Raw genomic sequence first — 19,061 nt, 5'->3', positions numbered from 1 at the left:
CTCCTAACCTCCCCCTTGAAGGGGGAGGAACTGGACGGCCAAGGGGAAGAAAACAACTAACCGGCCACCGGAAACGAGTGGCAAGAACGGAGACACGATAGTGAATGATCGGACGACCATCAGTCCGGGCGCGGCGCTGAATGCCGCCACCGGCGAGCTGTTCAGGCAGGCGGCAGGCGAGGGGCGCGACGCGCTGAACGGGGACGAGCTGCAGCGCTTCGTCGCCAGCTTCGGCGCGGCACTCGCAGAAGGCATGCCCGGCGGCGTGGACCTTCGCATCGCGCTCGAGAACACGCGCGAATTCGGCATGGTACTCACGGCCGGCCAAGGCGGGCTCGACGGCGCCCTCGACCGCGCGAACTTCCGTAAGGACCGCGCCGCCGTGTCCGCGTCGGTCGAACTGACCGACGCCGCCGACTTCATGCGTCTGTTCCGTCGCACCGTCGCCTACCAGAAGATGGCCGCGCTCGCGCAGCGCGACGGCCGCCGCGCGCCCGATCCGGTGCTCGAGTTCTGCTTCGGCCTGATGCTGGGCCTCGGCCGCGAATACTCGGCTGCGAACCCGCAGCCCGCATTCGTCATCCGCCAGCTCGAACTCGACCAGGTGCAGTTCGCGAAGAAGCCTACCGTCGGTGTCGCGCGCGTCGAATTCGGCCCGCCCGTTGCAGGCCGCCTGCCGCGCCCCGCGCACAAGATCGACAAGCTGATCCACCCCCAGTCGATCGGCATCATCGGCGTGTCCGCGAGCGGCATGAACTTCGGCCGCATCATCCTGAAGAACCTGATGGGCAGCGGCTATGCGAAAGAGAAGCTGACCATCATCCGCCCGGGCGAGACCGAGATCGACGGCGTGCGCTGCGTCGACAGCCTGCGTGCGCTACCGGCCAAGCTGGACCTGCTGATCGTCGCAGTGCCCAACGACGCAGTGTACGAGCTCGTCGATGAGATCATCGCAGCCGATGCCGTCGAATCCGTGATGCTGATCCCGGGCGGGCTCGGCGAAACCGCCAAGAGCCGCGAACCCGCCGCCGCGCTCGCCGCTAAGATCAACGCTGCGCACGGCAATCCAGGCGGCGGACCGGTCTTCCTCGGCGCGAACTGCCTCGGCGTCGTCTCGCATCCGGGCGGCTACGACTCCTGGTTCATCCCGCTCGAGCGCCTGCCCAAGCCGCAGAAGAAGGCGCAGCGCAACTCGGTGATGCTGAGCCAGTCCGGCGCCTTCATGATCACGCGCATCTCGCAGAATCCGTGGCTCGATCCCGCCTACATGCTCGCGCTCGGCAACCAGACCGACCTCACGCACGGCGACATGCTCGGCTTCTTCGCCGACCGCCCCGAGATCGATACCCTCGGCATCTACATCGAAGGCTTCAAGGACGGCGACGGCCTCGACTTCGCCCGTGCCGTGCGCAAGGCCGTGCTCAACGGCAAGCAGGTCGTCGTGTACAAGTCCGGTCGCACCGAAGCCGGGGCGGGCGGCGTGATGGGTCACACCGCGTCGATTGCGGGCGACCCGGTCCTCTTCGAGGCGGTGCTGCGCCAGGCTGGCGCGATCGTCGCCGAGGACTTCAGCAGCTTCGACGATCTCTTCTACATCGCCGGCGCGCTGCACGGCAAGAAGGTCGGCAAGCGCCTCGGTGCGATCAGCGGAGCCGGATTCGAGGCCGTCGGCATGGCCGATTCGATCGCGACCGAGACGTCCTCGCTGGAGATGGGCGCACTCGAAGCCGCGACAGTCGAACGCGTGCAGGCCATCCTCGCCGCCAAGCGCCTCGACGCGCTGGTCGAGGTGCGCAACCCCATCGACATCAACCCCGGCGCCGACGACGAGGCCCACCTGCAGATCACCGAAGCCTTCCTCGACGATCCCAACATCGACGCCGTCGTCGTCGGCCTCGACCCGACCGCGCCGTCGATCCGCGGCCTCGAGACGAGCAAGCTGCGCCCCGGCTACGACCTCTCGGACCCGAAAGGCACCGTGCACATCTACCCGCCGCTCGCCGCGAAGAGCGACAAGCCCGTCATCGGCATCGTCGACGGGGGCTCGCTCTACGACGCGATGGCCGCGAAGCTGATGGACCAGGGCGTGTGCATGTTCCGCAACTGTGGCCGCGGCACGCGGGCGCTCGCCCGGTACGTCGAGGCCCGCCTCGAAGCCGACGCGATCCGCGAACGCAACCAGTAACCCGATCCGCAATGAACCCGGCGCCGGCATGGACCGGCGCCCCACACGAAGGAGACTGAAAGATGAGCGAACTGAAAGCCGGCCTGAGCTCCACCCGCCGTTACGACATCGACCAGGGCCGCACGATCGGTTTCATGGGCGACGACTGCCGCGTCTACTCGACCCCGGCGCTGCTCTACGACATCGAAGTCGTATGCCGCGATCTGCTGCTGGAAAACATCGAAGCCGGCAAGGATTCGGTCGGCACCCGCGTCGAGCTCGACCACGTCGGCGCGACCCTGCTGGGGATGTGGGTGGAGATCACCGTGAAGCTCGTCGAAGTGAACGGCCCGGCCGTGACCTTCGAGTTCACCGCCCGCGATGCCCTCGAGGAAGTCGCGCGCGGCAAGCACAGCCGCTTCATCGTCGGCGCCGAGAAGACCGCCCAGCGCCTCAAGGCCAAGCTCGAAAAGGCGATGGCCGCCGCCTGATCCGCTTGAAGCGGGGCGGGCCGCAGCCCGCCGTCGCCGCGCTGCATGGATCAATGCCGGAAGCGAAACGGGCGTCCTTTCGGACGCCCGTCATCGTTTGGCGCGCAGGGGGCGGCGTTCGTTCAGGCCGACTTCTGCCGGCGACGTCCGAATCCCAGCCCGACAAGCCCGGCGCCGATGAGCAGCAGTGACGAAGGCTCAGGAACCGCCTGCACGACGATACCATCCGTCGTCTCTGCTTCGAGCGGGGCCTTCGTCAGCGTGAATGTTGCATAGATATCGTTCGGACTCGGCTTGTTCCATGTGCAGTGGCCGCTGTTTCCCTCACATAGCCAGACCGCCGGCGAGAAACTGATCGCGATCTCGCCACCGTCGTCGAGCGTGAGCAGGAAAGGCAGAAACGTCGCAGCGAGGTCGGTATTCGCCGGGCCGGCCCCCTTGTCCCAGAAGGGGCCCACAGTGGCCTGCACGGTGGCTTCCAGATCCGCGGGGCCGCCTGTCGGCGCGTCGAACTCGATCAGGGCAGCGAGTGCCAGAAGATCGACCTCGGATGCACTGCCGTTGGCGCTGATCGCGGTATCTTCCTCGGCGAGTGTGCCCCTGCCGAAAAGAACGGTCTCGAAGTCGCCGACCTCCGTGAGCATGAAGCTCGTTCCCGCAAGGTCCGGGTCGATGGTCCAGTTGGCGTTAAGGTAGCTGTGCCCCTCGTCGCACACCGCGCTTGTGCATGCGGTGCCCCAACCGGAGCCCAGGCTCCAGCTCCCGCCGGAGATCTCCACGGCAACAGGCGCCGCGCTGACAAATGCCGGCATCGAAAGCGCCGCCAACAGCGCGGAACGCGAAAGCAGTCGGTTAGTGTCCATCGTTCTTCTCCTTCGCCCTGATCGGTCCGGCGGTGGGCGGTACTCGTCCCACGGCGCCGGCGCTCTCCCTGAAGCCGTACCCCTTGGTCAGGGGCCTCCCGTTGTTTGCACCACTTTATTGTGGAACGGCAGGTGCGGCCGTGACATCGGCCACGATTTATGCAAATTGTTGATCCGCATGTCGATTTGGAACCCGCGGCGCGCCAATCTGGCTCATTCGGGCCGCGCTCAAGTAAACTTCGCCGAATGGAGAGCAAAGGATGACGGACGAAGACTACATGCGTGCCGCGCTGGAGCAGGCGCGCGAAGCGGGGAGTTGCGATGAAGTGCCGGTCGGCGCCGTCGTCGTGCTCGACGGCGAGATCGTGGGGCGCGGCTACAACCAGCCGATCGGCCGGCACGACCCCACCGCCCATGCGGAAGTGATGGCCCTGCGCGACGCCGCGGCCCGGCTCGGAAACTACCGGCTGCCCGGCTGCGAGCTGTACGTCACGCTGGAACCCTGTGCGATGTGCTGCGGCGCAATCATGCATTCGCGCATTGCGCGTGTCGTGTTCGGCGCGCGCGACCCCAAGACCGGCGTGGCGGGCAGCGTGATCGACCTCTTCGCCGAACCGCGCCTGAACCATCACGCGACGATAGCCGGCGGCGTGCTCGCTGAGGAGTGCGGCAGCCTGTTGTCGAGCTTCTTTGCGGCCCGACGCGGTCGCACGCTCGTCGCGTGACGGTCGTGCGCATCCTGATCGACCTTGCGGCCCAGCGCCTGAACCTCTTCGGGGCAGATGGCGCGTGCATCCGCCGCTACGCCGTTTCCACTGCCCTGAACGGTCCGGGCGAAATCCGCGACAGCGGCTGCACGCCGCGCGGCCGTCACCGCATCCGCGCGAAGATCGGCGCAGGCGCCGCAAAGGCCGCGGTCTTCCGCGGGCGGCGCGCGACAGGGGAAGTCTGGACGCCGGAGCTCGCCGCGGCCCATCCCGCGCGCGACTGGATCCTGTCGCGCATCCTGTGGCTCAGCGGCTGCGAGCCGGGGCGCAACCGCCTCGGCAACGTCGACTCGATGCGCCGCTACATCTACATCCACGGCACGCCGGACGATCAGCCGATGGGCGACCCGCGCTCGCACGGCTGCATCCGCATGCGCAACGACGACGTGATCGAGCTGTTCGACCTGGTGCAGGCCGGGACGGAAGTGGACATCGCGGAATCGATGCACATCGACGCCGTGCCGACGATCCGCATCCTCGACTGGGGCGACGCCGCGGCGCTCGCGATGCCGCTGCGCGAACAGGTGTTCGTGATGGAGCAGGGCGTGCCCGCCGAACTCGAACGCGACGCCAAAGACCCGCACTGTCGCCACGCCGTCGCCACGATTGCGGCCGGCGAGGTCGTCGGCACCGGCCGCCTGCTGCCCGACGGGCACATCGGTCGCATGGCCGTTGCCGCTACGTGGCGCAAGCGGGGCATTGGCGGGCTGCTGCTCGAAGCCCTCGTCACCGAAGCCGCTCGACTCGGATTCCGCGAGGTCGTCCTGAACGCCCAGATCGACGCCGTCGGCTTCTACCTAAGGCACGGTTTCGAGCAGCAGGGGGAAGTCTTCATCGAGGCGGGCATCCGTCATCAGACGATGCGCCGCACGCTGGCGTCGACGCGCGGCTGAAGGCGTCAGCGGCCGGACGCAAGCGTGAAGCGGTGCGTGACTTCGCTCGCGAATTCGCCCCGCTCATTCCACGACCATTCGCGAAAGGTCACCTTGCTGCCGTGATCCACCAGGATAAGCGTCGAGCAGCGCGTACCGTAGCCCGGCGCACGGATGAATGCCGGCGACAGCCACCGTTCCCAGTCTGCGCTGACGCCGGTTTCCGGCAGGTGATGATCGGGCGCCGGCTCGTCGTCGCGCAGCAGTGCGAGAAACGCATCCGTGTCCGGCAGGCAGCCGAGCGCCGCGGTGAAGCGCTCGCGCGCCAGCTTCACCTTGGGCCAGGGTGTGTCGAGCACATGGTTCGACAACCCGTACACGCCGGGGTCGAGCATCCGCACCGCACCCGTCGTGCTTTCATGGATCCCCAGTTGCCGGCCGTCGCTCACCAGCAGGTTGAAGGCCGCATACTGCGCGCTGACCTCGGCCACTTTCCGCAGCTGCCGGTCCGCGTCATCGTTTCCGGTCAGGCAGTCGCGTACCAACGTGCCGCGCGACGGCGCGCCCGGACGATGGAGGGTCGGATCACGATAGTTCGTTAGCGCAGCGAACCGGCCGCCACGGCTGAGGCCCATCCACGTCCCTCCCGCCTCGAGATCGCGCCCCGCGAGCAGGTCGGGGGCGTCGGTCCACCAGTGCGCCGGAACTGCCGGACGGGCGAGAAACTCGTCACGATTGGCGGCGACGACCAGCGGATAGGCCGGATGGGCGTGCCAGCCGACGACGATCAGGCACATTCGACGAAGCGTTCCGTATGGCGCGCGGAACCGGGCTCGACGATGTTCGCGACCCGGTGCGCGTCGACCTCGATCCGCAGCGCCGCCTCGAACGCGTCAGGATCGGCCACGCCCTCATAGACTTCCATCCACGTCACCGCGTCGCTGCGCCGCTCCATCAGCCGCCCCGCGACACCGGTGCGTCGCTCCAGCGCTGCCTGCATGGCGCGCACGGTCGCCTCCGCGTCCTCGTGCTCGGCATCGGCACGGACGCGGTAATAGACGAAGTAATGCACGCAGGCCGATGCGTCGCCGCTCATTTTTCCGGCAGCGCGTACGGCAGGTCGAGGAACTGCAGCTGCGGCCCCTGCAGGCTGCCCAGATGCACCTCGCCGGCTTCGGCGCAACTGATCTGCATCACCGCCAGTGCCTCGAAGCCGCCCTTGGGCGCGGCCACGACGTTCACGAGCTTGCCGGCCGACTGGTCGCCGAATTCCGGCGTGAACAGGTCGGCGCCGACCGCGGGAGGCGCGTCACCGGGCACATGCACGCGGTACATGCGCTTCTTGAGTTTGCCGAGGTACTGCGTGCGGGCGACGATCTCCTGGCCCGGGTAGCAGCCTTTGTTGAAGCTGACGCCGCCGATGACCTCGAAATTGAGCATCTGCGCGACGAACTCCTCCTGCGTCGCCGTGGTGATCAGCGGCAGGCCGGCGCGGATCATCGCAAGTTGCCACGCCGCCGTTCCGGCCTTCGTCGCGCCGCCCGCGGCGAGTTTCGTGAAGACCGCGGGTGCCGCCGTCGCCGGTACTGCGACGACGAAATTGCGCTGGTCGAGCCGGATGCAGCGCACTTCGCCGGCCACCGCCTGCGTCATCGGGGCTGTCGGGGCTGCGATGCCGGCATGCGCCAGCGCTGCGTCCGCAGCGGCTCCGCTCACGCCGAGCAGCACGGTGTCCGGCGTGGCGTCGGCAAGCTTCACCTTGCTGCGCAGCACGTACATCGACAGCTTCTTTTGCAGCATCGGCTGAACGTCGGCCGAGGCGGCGATCATCTGCCCGACGTCGTCCGTCCACAACAGCAGGCTGGCGAGCATGCGGCCCTTGGGCGTATTGAAGCTGGACCACTGCGCCGACTGCGGGCCGAGCTTCTTGACGTCGTTCGACAACAGGTTGTGCAGGAAGGTGACCGAGTCGTCGCCGGCGCAGCGGATCAGGCCGAGGTGCACCAGCGGCACGACCACGGTGCCGGATTCGACGGCGCTGACCTCCGCTTCCGGAGCATCGAAACGGATGCCGGAGTCTTCCAGCGTGGCGCCTTCGCGTACGAGAAATTCTGTCCAGGGCGTGTTCATGTGCGTTTGTCGGGGCGGGGGAGGGATGTGGAATTGGGATGAAGTATTATAGGGCCCCGCAGACGCAATGGTTGCGGGCCAAACATTTCCGCCAGCCTCCTCGCCGCGCGTCGCGCCACGATAACCGTTCCGATGAAGCCCCTCGTTCTCCGCCTGCTGATCGCACTCGCGCTCGCCATCGCGGCGGTGTCCGCCGCCGCGTGGTGGTATGCCCAGCGTCCGCTCAATCTGGCGCAGCCAGTCATCGACTTCACGGTCCAGCGCGGGCACACGATGCGCCAGGCGGCGGCGACGATTGCTGCGGCGGGCGTCGACGTCAGTCCGCAGGCGCTGTACTGGATCGCCCGGATCACCGGCAAGGCCGGTCGCATCATGGCGGGCAGCTACGAAGTGCATACGGGCATCACGCCGTGGATGCTCATCCTGAAGCTGTCCAGTGGAGACGTCTCGCAGGCGGAAGTCCGCTTCGTCGAAGGCTGGAACTTCCGTCAGGTGCGTGCCGCACTTGAATCCAATCCGCACCTCGTGCAGGACACCGCCGGCCTCGCCGACGCCGACATCCTGCGTGCGATCGGGGCGGCGGAAACGCATCCCGAAGGGCTGTTCTTCCCCGACACCTACCTCTTCGACAAGCAGTCGAGCGCCATCGCGGTGCTGCGCCGCGCCTACTCGGCAATGAAGCAGCGCCTCGCGCAGGCGTGGGAAACGCGGGATCCGCGCCTTCCGCTGGCGTCGCCCTACGAAGCGCTGATCCTCGCATCCATCGTCGAGAAGGAGACTGGACGGCCCGAGGATCGCGGACTGGTCGCCTCGGTCTTCGCCAACCGGCTGCGCATCGGCATGCGTCTGCAGACCGATCCCACGGTCATCTACGGCTACGGCGAGGCGTTCGATGGCCGCCTGAAGAAATGGCACCTCGAAACCGACCACCTGTACAACACCTACACGCGCGCCGGCCTGCCACCGACACCCATCGCGATGCCGGGTGCGGAATCGCTCAACGCCGCGGTCCGCCCGGAGCAGACTGACTACCTGTACTTCGTCTCGCGCGGCGACGGGACCAGCGAGTTTTCCTCCAACCTCAACGACCACAACAAGGCCGTCAATCGTTATCAGCGGGGATCGGGAAGTTGAACCAGACGCGCGCCCGCGGGCGCTTCATCACCTTCGAAGGCATAGACGGCGCAGGCAAGAGCAGCCAGATCGCGGCGGTCGTCGCGCTCCTCCAGGCGCGCGGGCTGACCGTGGACCAGACGCGCGAACCGGGTGGCACGGCCCTCGGCGAAAAGCTCCGCGACCTTCTGCTGCACGAACCCATGCACCTCGAAACCGAGGCGATGCTGATGTTCGCCGCGCGCCGCGAACATCTCGCCGCCCGCATCCATCCGGCGCTCGAGGCCGGCACCTGGGTCGTGTCCGACCGCTTCACCGACGCCACCTACGCCTACCAGGTCGGCGGGCGCGGGCTCGACGCGGCGAAGTTCTCCGCCCTCGAGGAGTGGGTTCACCCGGGCTTCCAGCCCGACCTGACACTCGTCTTCGACCTGCCGCCGGAAGTCGCCGCGGCACGCGTCGCCAACACCGGCGCTGCACCGGACCGCTTCGAGCGCGAGCAGCGAGACTTCTTCGAGCGCGTGCGTGCGGCCTACCTCGACCGCGCGCGCATGGCGCCGCAGCGTATCCGCGTCATCGCGGCCGACCGCGCGCCCGAGCAGATCCGTGCCGAGATCGAGGCGATCGTCGCGGAGCGTTTCTTCCGATGATCCACCCCTGGCTGGCGGAGACCTGGCAGCGGCTGGTCGGCCTCGGCGGGCGGCTGCCGCATGCGCTGCTCTTCGTCGGGCCGGAAGGCCTGGGCAAGCGCGACCTCGCCGACGCGCTCGCGGCGCGGCTGCTATGCGCGGCCCCCGCCGCGGACGGGCATGCCTGCGGTCACTGCGTGCCATGCCAGCTGCGGCTTTCCGGTAATCACCCCGATCTGCTGCCCATCGTTCCTGAAGCCGACGCGGCGCCGGAGAGCGAGGCGGGGGAAGGCAGCGAGGGCGGCGAGGGCGGCGAGGGCGGCAGCGGCAAGAAGAAGTCCTCGCAGATCCGGATCGAACAGATCCGCGACCTGCAGGAAGCGCTCTCGGTGACCGGACATCAGAGCAGCCGGCGCGTGATCGTCGTCGATCCGGCCGAGGCGATGAACGCCTTCACCGCCAACGCGCTGCTGAAACTGCTCGAAGAGCCGCCGGAAGGCTGCGTCTTCCTGCTCGTGTCGTCGGCGCCGCGCCGCCTGCTGCCCACGATCCGCAGCCGCTGCCAGCAGTGGAGCTTCGCGCGTCCAGCGGAAGACGTCGTCGCGCAGTGGCTCTCCGGCCCGGATGCGCCGCCCGCGGACCTGCTCGCGCTCACCGGCGGCATGCCGCTCGCAGCCCAGCGCCTCGCGAAGAGCGGCGCGGACGCCCTCTTGCGCCGCTTTGTGAAGGACATTGCGGCGCTGCCGGCCGGCGATCCGCTGAAACTCGCCGGCCAATGGGAAAGCTGGCTCAAGTCGAAGGAAGCGCTCGCCGCCGGCTTCGGCATGCCGCAACTCGTCGAGTGGCTACAACGCTGGGTCACCGATCTCGCATCGCTGCGCCTCGGCGGTTCCGTGCGCTTCTTCCCCGGCGAGGATGGTGTCATCGCCGCGCTCGCGCAGCGCACGAACGTGGCCGCGGTGACGAACTGCTACAATGAACTCGCCCGGATTCGCCGGGTCGCGCAGCATCCGCTCAATGCAAGGCTGATGCTCGAAGACATGCTCCTGCGCTATGCACGCGCCGTGACCGGAACCCGCCGATGAGCGAAGCTCCCAAACCGAGCGTCGCACGCCCCAGCGTGCTGTCGCTGAACATCAACTCGAAGTCCGCGCTGTACGCCGCCTACATGCCTTTCCTGGCCAACGGCGGCATCTTCGTGCCGACGCCGCGCGTGCATGCGCTTGGCGACGAGGTCTTCATGCTGCTGCAGCTGATGGACGACCCGACCAAGCATCCGGTCGCGGCCACCGTCGTGTGGGTCACGCCCCACGGCGCGCAGGGCGGCAAGACCCAGGGTATCGGCGTGCATTTCAGTTCGGACGAATCCGGCAAGGCGCTGCGCGCGCGCATCGAGCAGATCCTCGCCGGGCACCTCGGTTCGAACCGCCCCACCCATACCCTCTGAAGCTTCACCGATGTTCGTCGATTCACACTGTCACCTGGATTTCCCCGACCTGGCGGAGCGCGAAGAGGCCATCCTCGCAGCGATGGCCGAAAACCGCGTCGGGCATGCGCTGTGCGTCAGCGTCAAGATGGAAGATTTCCCCCGCGTCCTCGCCCTCGCGGAGCGCCACCCCAACCTGTTCGCCTCCGTGGGCGTGCATCCGGACAACGACGGCGTGGAAGAACCGGACGAAGCGCGCCTGCTGGCGCTGGCCGACCACCCCAAAATCGTTGCGATCGGCGAGACCGGCCTCGACTACTACTGGCAGAAGGACGCGCCCGAATGGCAGCGCGAGCGCTTCCGCACCCACATCCGCGCGGCCCGCAAGTGCGGCAAGCCGCTGATCGTGCATACCCGCTCCGCCGCCGATGACACCCTGCGCCTGATGCGCGAGGAAGGAGCCGGCGAGGCCGGAGGCGTGATGCACTGCTTCACCGAATCGCGCGAAGTCGCCGAGGCCGCCCTCGATCTCGGCTTCTACATCTCGTTCTCCGGCATCGTCACGTTCAAGAGCGCCAAAGACCTGAAGGCCGTCGCGCAATACGTGCCGCTCGACCGCCTGCTGATCGAAACCGATGCGCCGTATCTCGCGCCGGTCCCGCATCGCGGCAAGACCAACGAACCCGCCTGGGTCGTCCACGTCGCCGAAGAGATCGCCCGCCTGCGTAACGAGCCGCTCGAGCGCATCGAATCCGCGACTACCGAAAACTTCTTCCGACTGTTCCGCCATGCCCAAGCCCATTGAACCGATGAAGCGCCTGATCCTCTCCGCGATCCTCGCAAGCTCGCTCTTCGGCGCTGCGGCGCACGCCGACAGCTACGAGGATGCGCTCAGCTCGGCACGCCGCGGCGACACGCCGCAGCTCATGCAGCTCATCTCGCGCGGCGTCGATCCGAACACCGTAGACGCGCAAGGCAATTCCCTGCTGATCCTCGCTGCGCGCGAGGGCAACCTCGATACCGTGAAGGAACTCCTCAAGCATCGTCCCAAGGTGTCGCTGCGCAATGCGGCGGGCGACTCCGCGCTGATGGTGGCGGTGCTCAAGGGCGAGACCACCATCGTCGACATCCTGCTCGCGGCGGGTGCCGAGGTGAACCACGACGGCTGGACACCCCTGATGTACGCGGCCTTCGAGGGGCGCACCGAGATCGTCGATCGACTGCTCGCGCGCGGTGTCGACGTCGGCGCACTGGCGCCGAACGGTTCAAGTCCGTTGATGCTGGCGGCACGCAACGGTCACATCGACGTCGTTCGCCGCCTGCTCAAGACCGGTGCCGATCTCGACCAGAAGAACGACGCCGGCTTCACCGCCGAAAGCTGGGCGCTGGACAACGGGAACACCGACATCGCCGGTCTGCTGCGCGCGGAACGCAGCCGCCGACAGGCCGCCGGGGCGCGCTGAACGCAGTTATCGCGCAGGCGGGGCGGATCCGCGTGCCGCCCGTTCCAGCACAGCGGCTCGCAGTGCGGGGGCGAAGCGGGCCGCCGTCGTGATCGTCGTCGCGTGGATGGCGACGGTGTCGTCGATTTCCCGCGCGTAACCGCCCGCCATCGCGATTGCGACCGGCGTTCCGTGGTCGACACAGTTTTGCAGCACCATCTCGTCCCGCGCGGCCAGCCCATCGAAGCTCAGCCCAAGACGGCCCAGGCGGTCATCGCGATACGGGTCGGCACCGGCCAGATAGATCGCGAGGTCCGGCAGCATCGCCGCGAACACCTGCTCCAGTCCGCTGCGCAGCGCCGCAAGATAGGCCGCGTCCCCGGTCCCGTCGGGAAGCTCGATGTCGAGGCGAGATACCGCCTTGCGGAAGGGAAAATTCTTCTCGCCGTGAAGGCTCAGCGTGAACACGTCCGGCTCGTCGGCGAGGATCGTGGCGGTACCATCTCCCTGATGCACATCACAGTCGATGATCGCCACCGTCCGTACGCGGCCTTCCGCGCGCATCGCCAGCGCCGCGATGGCCGCGTCGTTGAACACGCAGAAGCCCGAACCGAAATCGCGATGGGCGTGATGTGTGCCGCCGGCGAGGTTCGCCGCGCAACCCTCGACGAGCGCGTGCCGGCATGCGGCGAGCGTCGCTCCCGCCGAGCGTCGCGAGCGTTCCACCATCTGTTCGGACCACGGAAAGCCGATCCGTCGCTGCTCGGCCGGATCCAGGGTCCCGCGCGCAATGCGCCGGAGATAGCCCGCATCGTGTGCGCGCAGAATCTCCGCATCGCTGGCCGCCGCGGGAGCCGCAAAGTCCTCGCGCGAAAATTGGCCGCAGTGCGTGAGCCGCTCACGCAGACGGGAATACTTCTCCATCGGAAAGCGATGTCCCTCGGGCAGGGGCAGGACGAAATGATCGGCGTAGAACAGTTTCACGCAGCAATTCCTGGGCGGGTTTCGATGCACGGGCGGTGCGCGGATGCGCGAGATCGACGCGCGGCGCGATGCCCATTAAACTCGGAATGTTCCCCGACAGACAAACGCATCGCAAACCTGCGACGACAGGTGAGGCCATGAGCATCCCCGAAAAAATCCGGCAGTGCCATCCCGCGTTGACCGCGCTGCGGCGCGACATCCACGCCCATCCCGAACTCGCATTCGAAGAACGCCGTACCGCGGAGCTCGTCGCACGCCGCCTCGAGGACCTCGGCGTCGAGGTGCATCGCGGCCTTGGCGGCACCGGGGTCGTCGGCGTGCTCAAGGCCGGCCGCAGCCTGCGCGCTATCGGCCTGCGTGCCGACATGGACGCCTTGCCGATCCAGGAGCGCAACGATTTCGCGCATGTCTCGCAGCACGCAGGCTGCATGCACGCCTGCGGCCACGACGGCCACACGGCGATGCTGCTCGGTGCCGCCGAGGTGCTCTCTGCCCACCCCGACTTCGACGGCACCGCGTATTTCATCTTCCAGCCCGCCGAAGAAGGTGAGGGCGGCGCCGATGCGATGGTCGACGACGGCCTGTTCGACCGCTTCCCGATGGCCTCCATCTTCGGCATGCACAACTGGCCGGGCCTGCCGGCGGGGCAATTCGCCGTGCACGACGGGCCAGTGATGGCGAGCGCCGATCGCTTCGACATCGAGATCCGCGGCCAGGGCGCACATGGTGCGATGCCACACCTCGGCACCGACTCCATCATCGCAGGCGCCGCGCTGGTGCAGGCGCTTCAGACGGTCGTCAGTCGCACCCTCGACCCCCTCGATTCCGCAGTCGTGTCCGTGACGCAGTTCCATGCAGGCGAAGCCTACAACGTCATTCCGGATCGGGCGAAGCTGTGCGGCACCGTGCGTGCGTTCAGCGCCGCGGTACAGGACCGCATCGAAGCGACCATTACCCGTATCGGCGATGGCGTCGCCGCGAGCCATGGGGTCAGCGTCGAGGTCGATTACCGCCGCGGCTACCCGCCGACGATCAACACCGCGGACGAAGCCGCGATCTGCGCCGCCGTGGCCGGCAGCCTGCCCGGCGCCAGCGTCCTGACAGACCTGCCCCCGAGCATGGGAGCCGAGGATTTCGCCTTCTACCTGCGCCACAAGCCGGGTTGCTACGTGTGGATAGGCAACGGCCCCGGTGAGGGAGGCTGCACCCTCCACAATCCGCATTACGATTTCAACGACACCATCATTCCGTTCGGCGTCGCCTATTGGGTCGAACTCGTGCGACGCCTGCTGCCAAAGGCCTGAACCTTTCGCGGCGCGGGCCGTCCACCCGCGCATGAGAACACTGCATCTCGCCCTGCGCATGATGATGCGCGATTTGCGGGCGGGGGAGCTCCACCTGCTGGGCATCGCCATCGTCATTGCGGTGGCCTGCCTTGCGAGCGTGGGTTTCCTCGCCGATCGCGTCGCCCGCGGCCTCGATCGCGAAGCGAACCAGCTGATGGGTGGGGATCTGCTGCTGCGGGCCGATCACCCTTGGGACGACAGCTATCGCGGCGAGGCGGAGAGGCTCGGTCTGCAGCATGCCGGCACGATCCTGTTCACCAGCATGGTGAGCACCGAAAGCGTTGCACAGCTTGCCGGCGTGAAAGTCGTCGGCACGGGTTACCCCCTGCGCGGGCACATCCGGGTTTCCGCGGGCCCCAATCAGACGGATGCCATCGTCAATCGCATCCCCGCCCGCGGCGAAGTCTGGCTCGACGAACGCCTGCAGGCAGCGCTCGGCGTCGCGGTCGGCGATCGCGTCGGGCTGGGGCGTCTGGAGTTCCGGGTCGGGGGGATGGTGACCTTCGAGTCGGATCGCGGCGCAAACTTCTTCAGCCTGCTTCCGCGCGCGATTTTCAACGCCGAAGACCTTGCCGAGTCCGGTCTTCTGATCCAGGGCAGCCGGGCTACCTGGCGGCTGCATGTTGCCGGTGAGCCCGACGCGGTCGCGGCATTCGAGCGCTGGGCGAAAGCCCGGCTGGGGCGCGGCGAGACGCTCGAGAGCATCGAAAATGCGCGCCCCGAAGTGCGCAATGCCCTCGACCAGGCCCAGCGATTCCTGCGCCTGGCAGCACTGCTGACGGTGATACTCGCGGCCGTTGCGATCGGAATTTCGGCACGGCGCTTCATGCAGAGGCACCTTGACGCCTGTGCGGTGATGCGTTGCCTGGGCGCCAGGCAGATGCAGATCGTGTGGATAGTCGTGGGTGAGTTCGCAATGTTCGGACTGGCGGCTGCGACACTCGGCGCATCGCTCGGTTGGGCAGTGCAGCAGGGGCTTGCGCTGATTCTCGTCGAGATCATGAATACGCCCCTGCCTTCGCCCTCGCTGTTACCTTTCGCGCACGGTGTCGCGGTCGGTGTCGTCCTGCTGCTCGGATTCGTGTTTCCGCAGCTTCTGCGCCTCGGGCGTGTCTCGACCCTCCGTGTCCTGCGTCGCGAGATTGTGCTGGTGGAAACGCGCAGCGCGTCCGCCTGGGGCGTCGGAGCCATATCCCTGCTTGTCCTCGTGTTCTGGATCGCGGACGACTTGCAGCTTGGGTTGCAGGTCGCCGGAGGCTTCGGTATTGCACTCGCGTTATACGCAGCTGCCGCAGCGGGATTCCTGTATCTGCTCGGTCGCATGAGAGGCACTACGTTGCTCGGCGGAAACGGCTGGCGCTATGGCATCGCGTCCCTGGTGCGCCGCACCGGCGCAAGCGTCGTTCAGATCGTCGCGCTCGGTGTCGGCATGACAGCCCTGTTACTGCTGACGATCGTTCGTGCCGATCTCCTCGACGACTGGCGGGGGATGACCCCACCCGATGCGCCGAACCGCTTCGTGATCAACATCCAGCCGGATCAGCGCGAAGCGTTGTCGACCTTGTTCGCCGCCCGGGGGCTGCCCGACCCGGACGTGCGTCCGATGATTCGCGGCCGGCTGGAATCGATCAACGGAAACCTTGTTCGGCCGGAAGACTACGAGAACGAGCGGACACGGCGCCTTGCGGAACGGGAATTCAACCTGAGCTACGGCAGCCGGCTTCCTGATGGCAATACGGTCGTCGGCGGGCGCTGGCACGGGACGGACACTGCTGCGCAGTTCTCGGTCGAGCGCGGCCTGGCGGAGACTTTTTCGCTCAAGGTCGGTGATCGTGTGCGCTTCAACGTCGCCGGGCGGCTCGTGGAGGCGCCGATCACCAGCGTCCGCGACCTCGAGTGGGATTCGATGCGGGTGAACTTCTTCTTCATCGCTTCTGCGGGGCTGCTGGAGGGCGACCCCGCGAGCCTGATTACCAGCTTCCGGCAGCCTCCCGGCGATCAGCAGTTCACCACGGACCTGGTCAGGCACTTTCCGAATCTGTCGGTCATCGACGTCGATGCCGTGATCGCCCAGGTACGCGCGACGACCGACAAGCTGGTTCTCATCGTCGAGTTCGTGTTTGCCTTCTCGGTGCTGGCCGGATTCATCGTGTTGTTCGCTGCACTGCAAGCGACCCATGACGAGCGCGACTATGAACTTGCAATGCTGCGGACCCTGGGCGCTCGCAATGCGCAACTGCGCCGGGCGCTACTGGCCGAATTTTCAGTGCTCGCCGCGCTCGCCTGCGGACTTGCCGGAGGTGGGGCGAGCCTCTTGGGCTGGGTTCTCGCCCGCTACGCGCTGAAGATGCCTTATGTACCCGAGCCTTGGTCGCTGGGGGGGGCGATGTTTGCCGGCGCGTGTGCGGTGGTTGGCGCGGGGTGGTTGGGAACGCGGAATCTTCTCGCCCGGTCGCCGACGGCAAGTCTGCGTCGCCTTTCATGACGCATGGTTCATGTAACGCAACATTGGGCTGAACTTATTTCTCAGTTCAAAGACAATATTTGTAAGATGGTTTTTAAAAATGAGAAAGGCGCCTTGCGGCGCCTCTCTCGTAGTCCCGGACAATCTGCCTTACTTCACGTGGCAGGTCAGGCAAATCTGGCTACCGTCAGCCGTTACACGCAGGAACGTCGGCAGGAACTTCGAGGTCGTGCCCGGCACGCCATGGGGGTCGTGGCAGGATGCGCATTCGACCTCGAAGCCGTCGCCGGAGTCGTAGAAGCGCAGTTCGTTCTTGTCGGGGCGGTTGTCGCCGTCCTTGTCGAAGAACCGGATGTTCTGGAAGGTGCCCGAAGGCACGTTCCAATCGCTGCCGGCAGGGAGTTTGACGCCGACCGGATGGTCGTTAGTGAGATCGGTACCCAGCGCAAAGACAGTGAAGTCCGTGGCTGCAGAGGTCTTTCCGGGCGAGTGGCAGCCGAGGCAGCTGGTTTCACTGTTGGGGTCCGAGTTCAAGCCTTGGTGCGTGACCGCCGCCGGGTCGCCACCGTTCAGTCGCCATGTGTCCAGCAATGATTCCATGGTTCCTGCGGAGGGGTTCAGCGCCAGCGCACCGTTGTAGCCGCCTGAGCCCGGCATGTTGACGATCGAGTCGACCGCAGTCTGGCCGTCGTGGCAGGACAGACAGGTCAGCGAGTTCGGTCCGGGCTGGGTCGCATCCTGCGAGAGTGTTTGTTGCGTGTAGAGGGTGTAGGTCGTCGTGCGGACCGTGCGGTTCCACAGGGGCGCATTGATATTGGTGTTCGCCGCGTGTGGCGTATGGCAATAGACGCACACCTGCTGGTAGTCGTTCCGGTACGCCTCCATCATGCCAGCATTGATTGCGGTGCTGCCGTCAGTTGGCCGTTGGGTCAAGTTGTGGCGGGTGTTACCGATGGTGCCCTGATTCGAGAACTCGGTTAATCGGTCGTTTCCGGCCAGGACAGGGCCTAATGCGAACGTACCCAATGCGAGGATCAGCGCTGCACCGATGTTCTTGTTCATAGTGTGTTGAGCATCTGAAGTGGTTGTTGCTGCGATGGTATGCAAAAAGAATGCCTGGATTTAGCTTGGCGCGCCCGGACTACTTCGGTGCCTTGCTACTTGCTGGTGACGCGTTGTTCCCCGCTTTGCGCTTGCTGCGTGGCGGCACGCCTGTACACCTCGACCTTCTGGTGGTAGTGATCAGCGATGTAGAGTCGCCCTGTCTCGTCAACCGCGATGCCTGCGATCAGGCCGAACTTTCCCGGGTAGTTCTCCATTCCCGGGCCACCGACCCACATGAGCAATTCACCTGCCCCGGTGAAGATCTGGACGTTGTTGAACGATGCATCGGAAACATAGAGGTTGCCGTCCCGGTCCGAAGCGATGCTGCGCGGTCGCGAAAACTGGCCGTAGCCGTTTCCCACGCTACCGAAGTGGGATTGATACTTGCCGTTTAGATCAAAGATCTGCACTCGAAAATTCCCGGAATCAAGAACTGCGAGCCGTCCATCCGGTGTCGTTGTCGCCGCCAAGGGAATGTTGAGCTCGCCAGGTTCCGATCCACGGGGACCAAGCCGGAAGAGCTCTGCGTTGTCGGGCGAATATGCAATTATCTTGTGATCGTCGCCGTCGACACTGCCTCGATCGACGATGAAGATCTTCTTTCCGTCGGCGCTGACGGCGACTCCTGAGGGCTGAACGAGGGCATTCGGAGCGCCGACGGCAAACTGGAAAAGCCCGAGTGAGTCAAAGACCATCACCTTGCGCAGTTTGCCGTCGAGGACGTAAACAAAATTCTTGTCGTCGATCGCAATCGAAACGGGCTTGACGACATTGTTCGGTTCGCGAATGCCCATTCGAAACAAGCGTTGACGGGCGGCGTCGAAGACGACGACAGCACCAGTCGGGGGGTCGGCAACGTAGATGCGTCCGTTGCGGGCCGCGAGGGCGGCGGGTTTGCGGTAGACAAGCTCTTCCGATACCGAACCCTTGCCGGTAAGCATCTTTCTCGTCTGACCATCGTCCGTCTCGGGGCGGACGTTGATTTCCGATCGCAGATGAGCTTCGTACACGAAGCGCGCTTCGTTTGGCGGCTCAGGCCATGCAAGCTGGTATTCCTTTGCGCTTCTCTTGTCGGGAGAGTCGGACGTTGAACAGCCGCTTGCAAGCAGGCATGTGACGCCCGCAAGAGCAAGGAGTGCTATCGCCCGTCGTTGCGAAGTTGCGTATGTCGAGGTTTTCGGAGTGCTGAGAGTCATCTTGTCGTGCGCGAGCCGGCTGTTCGTGACGATGCGCAATATCTGAACGAGCACCGCGGGAACCCTGCAT

The 19,061-nt window shown here is 66.2% G+C and carries 19 protein-coding genes and 1 pseudogene; 13 read left to right on the top strand and 7 right to left on the bottom strand.

All coding sequences use genetic code 11. From position 1 onward, the window contains the following. Positions 1–100 precede the first annotated feature (100 nt). Entirely contained in the window at positions 101–2,185 is a 2,085-nt protein-coding gene (locus tag GPA27_RS11825; RefSeq protein WP_169140648.1) for a CoA-binding protein, read from the top strand. A 62-nt stretch (positions 2,186–2,247) separates the two neighbouring features. Further along, complete coding sequence (locus GPA27_RS11820; RefSeq protein ID WP_169140646.1) at positions 2,248–2,655, top strand: thioesterase family protein; 408 nt, start codon at positions 2,248–2,250, stop codon at positions 2,653–2,655. Between the two features lie 122 nt (positions 2,656–2,777). Here the strand turns inward: GPA27_RS11820 and GPA27_RS11815 are convergent, their stop codons facing one another. Next, positions 2,778–3,467 carry a PEP-CTERM sorting domain-containing protein gene (locus GPA27_RS11815; protein WP_246261046.1) on the bottom strand — a complete coding sequence of 230 codons (690 nt, stop codon included), beginning with the start codon at positions 3,465–3,467 and terminating at the stop codon, positions 2,778–2,780. 311 nt (positions 3,468–3,778) lie between these two features. Here GPA27_RS11815 and tadA point away from each other — a divergent pair, with 311 nt between their 5' ends. From tadA to GPA27_RS11800, 3 genes and pseudogenes are all read left to right on the top strand, one after another. Beyond that, the gene (gene tadA, locus GPA27_RS11810) at positions 3,779–4,243 is read left to right on the top strand and encodes a tRNA adenosine(34) deaminase TadA (RefSeq protein WP_169140642.1); all 465 of its coding nucleotides are present in this window, start codon (positions 3,779–3,781) and stop codon (positions 4,241–4,243) included. A 5-nt stretch (positions 4,244–4,248) separates the two neighbouring features. Beyond that, positions 4,249–4,725, top strand: a pseudogene (locus GPA27_RS11805) (L,D-transpeptidase family protein); the annotation flags it as partial. Between the two features lie 3 nt (positions 4,726–4,728). Then, positions 4,729–5,178 carry a GNAT family N-acetyltransferase gene (locus tag GPA27_RS11800; RefSeq protein ID WP_169140656.1) on the top strand — a complete coding sequence of 150 codons (450 nt, stop codon included), beginning with the start codon at positions 4,729–4,731 and terminating at the stop codon, positions 5,176–5,178. A gap of 5 nt (positions 5,179–5,183) precedes the next feature. Here GPA27_RS11800 and GPA27_RS11795 read toward each other — a convergent pair whose 3' ends face one another. The 3 genes from GPA27_RS11795 to ygfZ are packed head-to-tail and all read right to left on the bottom strand — an operon-like array spanning position 5,184 to position 7,287. Further along, complete coding sequence (locus GPA27_RS11795; RefSeq protein ID WP_169140640.1) at positions 5,184–5,954, bottom strand: NRDE family protein; 771 nt, start codon at positions 5,952–5,954, stop codon at positions 5,184–5,186. Beyond that, positions 5,945–6,253 (bottom strand): DUF4936 family protein, encoded by a 309-nt coding sequence (locus GPA27_RS11790; RefSeq protein ID WP_169140638.1) that lies wholly within the window; start codon positions 6,251–6,253, stop codon positions 5,945–5,947. The genes GPA27_RS11795 and GPA27_RS11790 overlap by 10 nt, the downstream gene beginning before the upstream one ends. Continuing rightward, a complete protein-coding gene (gene ygfZ, locus GPA27_RS11785) occupies positions 6,250–7,287 on the bottom strand; it encodes a CAF17-like 4Fe-4S cluster assembly/insertion protein YgfZ (protein ID WP_169140636.1) in 1,038 nt (345 codons plus the stop codon). The genes GPA27_RS11790 and ygfZ overlap by 4 nt, the downstream gene beginning before the upstream one ends. Positions 7,288–7,419: 132 nt before the next feature. Between ygfZ and mltG the strand changes: the two genes are divergently transcribed. The 6 genes from mltG to GPA27_RS11755 are packed head-to-tail and all read left to right on the top strand — an operon-like array spanning position 7,420 to position 11,918. Further along, entirely contained in the window at positions 7,420–8,421 is a 1,002-nt protein-coding gene (mltG, locus tag GPA27_RS11780; protein ID WP_169140634.1) for an endolytic transglycosylase MltG, read from the top strand. Further along, on the top strand, positions 8,418–9,050 hold the full coding sequence (gene tmk, locus GPA27_RS11775) for a dTMP kinase (RefSeq protein ID WP_169140632.1): 633 nt from the start codon (positions 8,418–8,420) through the stop codon (positions 9,048–9,050). Before mltG ends, tmk begins: the two co-directional genes overlap by 4 nt. Beyond that, positions 9,047–10,114: a DNA polymerase III subunit delta' gene (gene holB, locus GPA27_RS11770; protein WP_169140630.1), complete on the top strand. Its 1,068-nt coding sequence runs from the start codon at positions 9,047–9,049 to the stop codon at positions 10,112–10,114. Before tmk ends, holB begins: the two co-directional genes overlap by 4 nt. Then, entirely contained in the window at positions 10,111–10,476 is a 366-nt protein-coding gene (locus GPA27_RS11765; RefSeq protein ID WP_050416460.1) for a PilZ domain-containing protein, read from the top strand. Before holB ends, GPA27_RS11765 begins: the two co-directional genes overlap by 4 nt. Positions 10,477–10,486: 10 nt before the next feature. Next, positions 10,487–11,260: a TatD family hydrolase gene (locus tag GPA27_RS11760; RefSeq protein WP_169140628.1), complete on the top strand. Its 774-nt coding sequence runs from the start codon at positions 10,487–10,489 to the stop codon at positions 11,258–11,260. Next, the gene (locus GPA27_RS11755) at positions 11,244–11,918 is read left to right on the top strand and encodes an ankyrin repeat domain-containing protein (RefSeq protein WP_169140626.1); all 675 of its coding nucleotides are present in this window, start codon (positions 11,244–11,246) and stop codon (positions 11,916–11,918) included. The genes GPA27_RS11760 and GPA27_RS11755 overlap by 17 nt, the downstream gene beginning before the upstream one ends. 6 nt (positions 11,919–11,924) lie before the next feature. Here the strand turns inward: GPA27_RS11755 and GPA27_RS11750 are convergent, their stop codons facing one another. Beyond that, positions 11,925–12,881 carry a histone deacetylase family protein gene (locus GPA27_RS11750; RefSeq protein ID WP_169140624.1) on the bottom strand — a complete coding sequence of 319 codons (957 nt, stop codon included), beginning with the start codon at positions 12,879–12,881 and terminating at the stop codon, positions 11,925–11,927. 137 nt (positions 12,882–13,018) lie between these two features. Between GPA27_RS11750 and GPA27_RS11745 the strand changes: the two genes are divergently transcribed. Together GPA27_RS11745 and GPA27_RS11740 are read left to right on the top strand one after the other, a co-directional pair. After that, on the top strand, positions 13,019–14,185 hold the full coding sequence (locus tag GPA27_RS11745) for a M20 aminoacylase family protein (protein ID WP_169140622.1): 1,167 nt from the start codon (positions 13,019–13,021) through the stop codon (positions 14,183–14,185). A gap of 31 nt (positions 14,186–14,216) precedes the next feature. Then, a complete protein-coding gene (locus GPA27_RS11740; protein ID WP_169140620.1) occupies positions 14,217–16,712 on the top strand; it encodes an ABC transporter permease in 2,496 nt (831 codons plus the stop codon). 129 nt (positions 16,713–16,841) lie between these two features. On the opposite strand, the gene GPA27_RS11735 is transcribed toward GPA27_RS11740, so the two are convergent. Both GPA27_RS11735 and GPA27_RS11730 read right to left on the bottom strand, forming a co-directional pair. Then, positions 16,842–17,753, bottom strand: a complete 912-nt coding sequence (locus GPA27_RS11735) for a cytochrome c3 family protein (RefSeq protein WP_169140618.1) — start codon at positions 17,751–17,753, stop codon at positions 16,842–16,844. A gap of 95 nt (positions 17,754–17,848) precedes the next feature. Then, on the bottom strand, positions 17,849–19,045 hold the full coding sequence (locus tag GPA27_RS11730) for an NHL repeat-containing protein (protein WP_169140616.1): 1,197 nt from the start codon (positions 19,043–19,045) through the stop codon (positions 17,849–17,851). Positions 19,046–19,061 lie beyond the last annotated feature (16 nt).

It is taken from the genome of Aromatoleum toluolicum (assembly GCF_012911005.2).
GTDB classification, from domain to species: Bacteria; Pseudomonadota; Gammaproteobacteria; order Burkholderiales; family Rhodocyclaceae; genus Aromatoleum; species Aromatoleum toluolicum.
Note: the sequence above shows the minus strand (reverse complement) of the source record. Positions and strands in the feature narration are given on the sequence as shown.